Origin of the sequence: Anaerotruncus sp. 1XD42-93 (assembly GCF_009917605.1) — a bacterium.
In the GTDB taxonomy this organism is placed as follows: domain Bacteria; phylum Bacillota; class Clostridia; order Oscillospirales; family Ruminococcaceae; genus Anaerotruncus.
The window spans coordinates 1-7,724 of record NZ_QZEG01000084.1; the positions used below are offsets into that span (position 1 = coordinate 1).

Annotated in this window: 7 protein-coding genes and 3 pseudogenes; 3 read left to right on the plus strand and 7 right to left on the minus strand. The window is 50.0% G+C overall.

Translation table 11 applies throughout. The features are described from left to right. Positions 1-76: 76 nt before the first annotated feature. Positions 77-205: a hypothetical protein gene (locus tag D5269_RS18920; protein WP_279286777.1), complete on the plus strand. Its 129-nt coding sequence runs from the start codon at positions 77-79 to the stop codon at positions 203-205. Positions 206-225: 20 nt separating this feature from the next. Here the strand turns inward: D5269_RS18920 and D5269_RS16245 are convergent, their stop codons facing one another. Beyond that, on the minus strand, positions 226-747 hold the full coding sequence (locus D5269_RS16245; RefSeq protein WP_243126929.1) for an NUDIX domain-containing protein: 522 nt from the start codon (positions 745-747) through the stop codon (positions 226-228). Between the two features lie 466 nt (positions 748-1,213). Here D5269_RS16245 and D5269_RS16250 point away from each other — a divergent pair. Further along, positions 1,214-1,464 (plus strand): annotated as a pseudogene (locus tag D5269_RS16250) (recombinase family protein); the annotation flags it as partial. Positions 1,465-1,515: 51 nt separating this feature from the next. On the opposite strand, the gene D5269_RS16255 reads toward D5269_RS16250, so the two are convergent. The 5 genes and pseudogenes from D5269_RS16255 to D5269_RS16275 form a co-directional block, all read right to left on the minus strand. Then, positions 1,516-3,027: a recombinase family protein gene (locus D5269_RS16255; RefSeq protein ID WP_120486925.1), complete on the minus strand. Its 1,512-nt coding sequence runs from the start codon at positions 3,025-3,027 to the stop codon at positions 1,516-1,518. An 89-nt stretch (positions 3,028-3,116) separates the two neighbouring features. After that, positions 3,117-3,299 (minus strand): hypothetical protein, encoded by a 183-nt coding sequence (locus D5269_RS16260; RefSeq protein ID WP_120486926.1) that lies wholly within the window; start codon positions 3,297-3,299, stop codon positions 3,117-3,119. Between the two features lie 201 nt (positions 3,300-3,500). Further along, positions 3,501-3,848: a replication initiator protein A gene (locus tag D5269_RS16265; protein WP_016316598.1), complete on the minus strand. Its 348-nt coding sequence runs from the start codon at positions 3,846-3,848 to the stop codon at positions 3,501-3,503. Positions 3,849-3,997: 149 nt separating this feature from the next. Beyond that, on the minus strand, positions 3,998-4,363 hold the full coding sequence (locus D5269_RS16270; protein WP_347707306.1) for a cysteine-rich VLP domain-containing protein: 366 nt from the start codon (positions 4,361-4,363) through the stop codon (positions 3,998-4,000). Between the two features lie 495 nt (positions 4,364-4,858). Next, positions 4,859-5,257, minus strand: a pseudogene (locus D5269_RS16275) (sigma factor-like helix-turn-helix DNA-binding protein). A gap of 215 nt (positions 5,258-5,472) precedes the next feature. Between D5269_RS16275 and D5269_RS16280 the strand changes: the two are divergent. After that, the gene (locus D5269_RS16280; RefSeq protein ID WP_147408037.1) at positions 5,473-5,670 is read left to right on the plus strand and encodes a hypothetical protein; all 198 of its coding nucleotides are present in this window, start codon (positions 5,473-5,475) and stop codon (positions 5,668-5,670) included. 33 nt (positions 5,671-5,703) lie between these two features. On the opposite strand, the pseudogene D5269_RS16285 reads toward D5269_RS16280, so the two are convergent. Then, positions 5,704-7,233, minus strand: a pseudogene (locus D5269_RS16285) (ABC-F family ATP-binding cassette domain-containing protein). Positions 7,234-7,724 lie beyond the last annotated feature (491 nt).

A 7,724-nucleotide genomic window follows, 5' to 3' on the forward strand; every position in this document is an offset into this window, starting at 1 on the left:
CATGCAGGGTAAAACCTGCGGAGCCATTTTGCCGCACGAGGTATGGATTCTGAGATGGTCGGGAGGTAAAAGAAAGATGATGGATACAACATACAACGTGGGCATCTACTGCCGGTTAAGCAACGACGATGAACGTGACGGGGAATCGGTCAGCATTGAGAACCAAGAGAACATTTGTCAAGGGGGGATTTCACCCAAAAGATGAAATCCCCTATAAACTGGAATTTATCGGTCGAATAGCCCTTCTGCGATCAGCAATTCAAGAACACGGGCCTCGCGTTCAAACATCATCGGATTATACGGGCTCTGTGTCACATGACGATTTTTCCTGATCGCAGTATCTGGCTCAACATACTCTAACATATAGGCTTCTTCCGCTTCATAGCCGTCAAGCTCTTGGGAAACGGCTTCATCTGCACTTTCACAAAGATAGTAATAGTTATCCTGAATAAAACACTCCGTTTTGTCCTGGTCGCTTCTTTGAATTCGATGCACATATCCGTATTCTTTAACAGTATCCGGCAGGACGACTAAACCCGATTCCTCACGAGTTTCCCGGATCATCGCATCCACAGGGTTTTCGCCGTCCTTGATTCCGCCACCCGGAAATTTGTAATAGTCGTACTTAATACTATGAATCATTGCTATTTTTTTGCCTTTAATCATGATACTTCTGGCAGAGTTGCGGACAAACGAATGGGTGCATTTATCGTAGTCCTTTTTGTCCATTTTGAACAGCAGTCTCATGGCGGCCTCCATAATCATAAATTTCGATTTGTCGATTTGTCATGAGTCAAGCATACCACCAATACTGGCAACTTTCAACCCTCATTTATAGGCACTGGTAGTAGTGGGTAGTAGTGGCAAGCAATGCACCGGTATATACCCGGCGCAGCTTGTTGGTGGCCGATGGCCCCCAAGCCCCCGGTGATCGGCGCAGCTGCGTCCGATGCACAAGCCGCCGTTGGCGTCTGCTGGTATATACCGGCAGGGGAGGACACCCCGGCGGAGCCGCCCCTGGAGAGCGCACGGCGGCCGCAGGCGGTACTACCACCCGCTTGTCGGTGGTGAGTAAGTGCGCTCTTCGAGAGGGCTGACAAAGAGAACGGAGCGCCCAGGTCATCCTGGGCGCTCCCGCTTCGGTTCCCTCCTGCTGGTCGATCACCGCCTTTCCGACCTGCGTCATCTTGCCACAAATGAACCATCAGTCAATGTGTATTTGGATGGTGAAACCACCCTTTACACAATACATCCCAGAAGCTGCTGCTTCAAAACTATGTCAGGCAGCGCGGCTGGAATGAGGTCGATGTCTATATCGACGACGGATACTCCGGCACGAACTTCAACCGCCCAGGCGTCAGGCGGTTAATCGAGGACGCAAAGGCAAAGCGGATCAATGTGATTCTGGTGAAGGACCTTTCCCGTTTAGGCAGGGATTTTGTGGAGGTAGGCCGTTATACGGAACTACACTGGACAAGGGCATAAAAGGATAATGGTCCGACGGTATGCCCGCCGTCAGATTTTCCACTCAATTTGCAGTTTCTTGCTGGTGGCACGAATGACAGTAATCATCAAATCCGCCACCTGCTGCTTGTCCTCGAAACTGACATTCTCCCAATCATCCAGGTAGTTGGAAATCGTGTCAATCTGCTCCGGGGACACGGCTTCGGCGGTCAGCTTAGCAATCTCGCTGGCAAGGGCCTGATGACGGCTATCCAATTCCTCAATCTTGGCGTTGACGTAAGAGATCAGCACCGGGGTCGCGCCTGTCAGCATGTCCAGCAGCTTCTCAATCTCGCTCTCCACCTGGGCCAACTCCGCTTGCTTCGCCGTCAGCTTCGGGCTGGCGGCTCTTTTCTTTTTGCGGCCCGTCAGCGTCTTGTAGTCCTCCAGCTTCTTCACCATCTGCTGGTAAACTAATTCTTCCAAATCGTGGAGCCGGACAGCACCACAGCCAGGGCAGGATTTATTTTCTGCGTGCTTCGAGCAGCGAAAATAGAGATGCCCACAAGAATGAGCTGCCATCAGAGCGTAGCCGCAGTTGCCACACTTGATTTTCCCGGCCATCCACGAATGGCGGGCTTTCCTCGCGGGCTGGTAACTTTGGCTTGCCATAATTTTCTTTCGCACCCGAAGCCACAACTCAGACGGGATGAAGCCCTCGCTGGGGGCCAGCACCAACATCTGGCCTTGCAGATACTTGTGCTTGTTATCGGTGCTGTCCTTGCTCCGATAGTAGTAGCAGCCGTTTGTCCCTACGAAATCGGCGGCATCGTTGTAAATCTCCGTCCCCTGACTTTTGAAAAACTCGTATATATCCAGGTCAGCCATTGCGTAAATTGGATTGCGGAGGATAAGGCTGATCGTTGACCTGGAAAACGGCTTTCCAAAGAATGACCTCACACCTTGGGCCGTAAGCTGGGTGGCGATATCGTGGAGCGAAATGCGAGGGCCGATGTACATATCGTACATCTTGCGAACAAACGCCGCCTCGGTTGGTTCAATTACCAGCTTCTTTGTATGGATGCCATCAATGATGATCGGCTCCGTCCGAAATCCATACGGCGCTCTCCCGCCCATTTTGAAACCGCGCTGACACCGAGCATACCATGCGTCCTGCACTCGCTTCTGGATAGTTTCTCGCTCCAACTGCGCGAACACAATGCAGATGTTCAGCATGGCCCGGCCCATCGGCGTGGACGTGTCAAACTTCTCTGTTGAGGATATGAACTCCACGTTGTATTCCTGGAACAGCGCCATCATGTTTGCGAAGTCGAGAATGGAACGGCTGATGCGGTCGAGCTTGTAAACAACCACCCTGGCAATCAGTCCGCGCTTGATGTCCTCCACCAGCATTTGAAACTGGGGCCTATCCGTATTCTTGCCGCTGTAACCCTTGTCTTGATATTCCTTACAACTCCCGCCTCTCAATTCGTATTTGCAAAACTCAATCTGACTTTCGATAGAAATACTATCTTTCTTGTCGATGGACTGTCTTGCATAAATTGCGTCAATTCGATTGTTCATTTTGCGCTCCCTTTCTGAAAAGAAACGGAGCTGCTGACAGCTTCATTATACCGTCAGCAGCCCCGCAAATCAATCTCTATCTGAAAAAATCACGAGGCGGGCGTTTCCCTCTGCTGGTACTTGCGGAACACCTCATAAAGCCGCTGCTCCAACTCCCGGCGCTTTGCTGCCTCCTGCTCCGGGGTGAGAATGGGTGTGAGGTTTTCCAGCGGGATTTCCCGGCCCTGGAAATTGACGATCTCGGTCTGCATCTTGTAGCTGATATGCTCCATAGGCAACTCCTTGTTTTCAAAATTTTCAGGGTGGACATTTGTCCGAAAAGTGGGCGCTATTTACTCCCACTCGTTTTACTTGTACTTGTTATTGTTCTTATAGTTCTTATTAGGGGTCAGTTTTTTTGCCTGCGTCAGCCGGGTTTCTGCCCTATTACAAGAGCAGTTTTCCGGCTATGGTGAAGGACAGGTTTTTATCCATTAGGGGTGGCTAAATTCTTGTCCATCAGGCAGCTTCACATAGATGTGATTGGGCTTGGAAAACTGCTGTCGCCGTCGCTCAATCAGCCCCGCCGCCTCTAATTCCGCCAATACGTTCTTGGCGGTGGTCATGCTCTTGCCGAGTATTCCGGCTACCTTCTCAATCGGGAAGATGATATAAACTCTCCCGGCCTCGTCCGTCCAGCCGTTGAGCTGAGACAGCCGCGCCCGGTCGAGCAAAAGGGCATAGGTCAGCTTGGCGGTAAGGGTCAAGCCCCTGTCCAGCAGGAACCAGGGGAAGAAGAAATAGGGCGGTAATTCGGTAGTTATCGTCATGTAGTCGGTCATGGTATTAGCCTCCTTGGTGTGGGGCTGTCAGACCGCCGCTGTGGGCCGTTAGAGGCCCGTTTTTGGGGCCGGAAAGGAAATGTATCAGGCACCCATCGAGGGCGGTCTTGAAAGCCCTGATATTACGGCATCTTCAGAGGGTACTTTTTCTACACATCAGCCCGGTTTTTCTTTGCCCAGGCCCGCTTGCTCCGTTTGGAACGTTCTGCGGCACAGGCGGAGCAGTAAAGGGTGTTGTGCCTGGGCGGGGCAAATAGCCTTCCACACTCCCGGCAGCGCCGCCGTCTGACAGCGGGCAGAGGGAACAGCGCGGCGCACAGGCCAGCGTCCAGGGGAAGGACAGCGGCACGGAACCATTTGCAGATTAGGGAATAGGTAATGCTCTGCGGACAAACGCATTCCTTGCCATCATCCAGGAGCAGACAGTTCCCGCAATCATAGTTGCAGCACTCATGTACCAGCCTCCGGGCCGTTCGGTACTGCTGATAGGTCATGTGGGGAATTTGGGAAAACACCATTTCACACGCTCCTCCAGCAAAATCCTAAAAACGTCAGATTTGCGTTTTTAACGTGAGCGCCAATCTGGCACTGACGATACCTGACCCGCAGAAAAGGAACAGACGCAAAGCGGGTGTTCCTTTTCTGCGGGTGTGCAAGGGGTTTGGGGAGTGCAGCTCCCCATCGCGTCCGAAGGACGCAACGCCCCAACCTGGGGTCCCCGCAAAGTCTCAGACTTTGTGGGGAAAGGAGGAGCAAGGGAGCGAGCGCAGTTTTCGCCGCAAGGCGGAAACGGAGATGAGCGGACTTTGCGACGACGCGCGCACGACACCGGAACGGTGTATAAGTGCGCCGTAAGAAACGGACGCACTCTTGTTGAAGCAGATTTATCGCGGACATCTTGACCTCCTTGGCATAGGAGGAACAAGCCGCCGGAGCAGCTTGTCCCTCCCGGTGATGGGGCAGTTGCCCCTCACTTGGTAGCCATCATGCCGGGATGATTGTCAGGGCGGTTAGCTGAAAAACTTGAAAAACTTTTTCCGAACACCCTCAATGCTGTCATGGACTGCGGCCTTGGAGCAGCCGCACAGATGCCCAATTTCCGCATAGCTGAAATCGTACAGCGCATAGAGCAGAAACCGCTCCCGCTGGGTAGGCGTGCAGAGGGCCAGAACCGCCAGAATTTCATCCAGCGTTTCCTGCTAGCAGATCAATTCCTCCGGGGTGGCACAGTAGGGCAGAACGCCCTGGGCGGCGATTATGTACTCGTCATATTCGCGCCCGTCCCAATGCCGCCGCTGTTCCCGGTCAAGGCTCCGCTCGGTGCGTTTGGCCAGCTCCCAGAACTCGTCCAGGGTGGCGGCGTCCTCATAGGTCAGTTTGCGGCTGTATCTCTTGATGGTGATCTCCATCGTGTTGTCCTCCTGTTCAGATTTGGGGTAAGCGAAATCTGAACAGGGAGGGTGGGGAGCGACAGCGGGGCCGGATGGGACGGCTCGCAGAAAAAGCAAAAGCACCCGAACAGCACAAGGCTATTCGGGTGTTGGGGGTGGCAGTATAGATAGGCTGGAAACGACTGTTTTCGCAACCTTGGGTGGAGTTCGCCGCTGCGGGGGTCAGGCTTTTTTTGACAAGTGCCTATCTTCTTGTAATTGCATGGCGGCAGCCTCCTATTGCCGCCAAAACACAAAAAGTGGCGGCTCTGATTTTCTCAAAGCCGCCAGAAATGAGCATGATTAAGGACTGCTACACGACGGCTTTTTTCTTTTGCCGTCGTGCGGCAGTTTTTCAAATTATTCTGTTGCTTTACCCCAAATTAGAATGACAATCCATTCAAAAGGGGCTGTGAACATACACTTCACCTTTCAATACTTATCACCCGATGCACCCAGCCGTTATAAAAATTCTCCTCATGCGAAACAATCAAAACAGTCCCAGGGAAGTTTATCAATGCTGCCTTCAAAGCCTCTTTTGCCTGAACGTCTAAATGGTTTGTGGGTTCATCCAAAATCAAGAAGTTGCAAGGGATAAGTGTCAGCAGACACATTTTCACTTTCGCCTGTTCACCGCCACTCAATGACCCAATAGGCTGCATGGCGTGTTTGCTTGAAATTCCACATTGGGCAAGGTGTTTCCGAATTTCTTTCATCACCATATCGGGATGAGCATCGGAGAGAATTTCTATCGGTGTCCGGTTATCATCGTCCCATACTAAATCCTGTTAGAAGTAGCCAAACGTAACTTGCGCCGAAAACTTGAACTGTCCATGCAGAGCCGGAAGCTGTCCAATCAGTGATTTTAGCAACGTTGACTTGCCAATTCCATTGAAGCCAGTAATGACAACCTTCTGTCCGCCCTTTATGGCGAAGCTAATATCAGATAACACGGGATAGTAATATCCAACTGCTAAATTGCTGACTAACAAATGCTCCGTATTTGTCAGAGGCAGCGCCGGAAAATGAAATATAGGTTTAATCTCCTTTTGGTCTAATGCTTCCAGCTTGTCCAAACGGTCAAGCTGTTTCTGCCGTCCTCTTGCCATCTTTGATTTCCGCCCAGCAATATTCTTCCTGATAAATTCCTCGGTTTTCTTAATCTCTCGCTGTTGTGCGGAATACTGGCGCACATAATCTTCCCGCAGGAGAGTTTTCTTTTTGAGAAATTCCGAATAGGTGCCATAATATTTGGCAATCTGATAGTTGTCTATATCACAGATCCGATTTGCAATTTTATCAAGGAAAACGAAATCGTGTGATACGACCATGAAAGCATTTTCCAGCTCCGATAAATAGTCAGCAAGCCATGCAACGTGTTCTTTGTCCAGAAAATTTGTAGGTTCATCCAGCAGAAGAACATCCGGTTTTTCCAGCAGCAGCTTCGCCAGGATCACCTTTGCCCGTTGCCCACCACTCATTTGGTCAATCGTCCGGTCAAGGCCAACTGCGAACAAGCCTAATCCACTTGCAACCTGCTCAATGCGTGTGTCAATCGAATAGTAATCCTCCATCTCCAGACATTCTTGGAGTTGAGCGGCGCGGCCTAAACATCCCATGTCTCCATTCGCAGCTTTCTCATATAGCGATGCCATTTCAGTTTCAATATGATACAATCTTAAAAATGCCGATTTCAAAAAATCTCTCATTGTCAGACTGTGGTCTATTTCTGCATATTGGTCTAAGTATCCAATAGAGGTATTTGCTTGCCAAATAATCTCCCCAGCATCGGGGAGAACCTGGTCTGTGCATATCTTTACCAGAGTGCTTTTCCCTGTTCCGTTTTGTCCTACAATGCCGATATGTTCTCCCTTGTTCAGTGTTAATTCTGCATTTCTATAAAGAAGATTTTCGCCAAAAGAGTGCGTTAATCCATGTATTTCCAACAAACTCATTTCTTTTAATTCCTTTCTCTTTAATGCGTGAAAAAAGAAAAGGCAGAGGATAAATACGCACAAAAGCGCGCCTACCCTCTGCCTATCATTTTCTCATACGAAATGAAAAGCAAAAGGCTATGGACAAAACATTGCCCATAGCCTTTTACGCTAAATTCATGTACGGGAAATAAGCAATAGCCATCCAAAGTGACACAATCAACTTGGACGGGTACTGCTTTGTTTCCCGATGAAATCTAAAGCGTTCTATACGCTATACTCTGCACAATGTTTCATCGGTTCGGATTGTACAGAGCTAAGTCTCTTCACTCGTTTATCAGTCAAACAAAAATTCATACCGGCCCCTCCTTGGGAATTTTTGAAACCTGGGTAAGATTATCATATTTTAGCGCGTTTGTCAACACATCAGACAATGTTAGACAGGGCAACAGCATTTGAAATTTTGCCAAAAAGAGATATAATCAGGAATATGGAATTAAAAAGATTAAAAT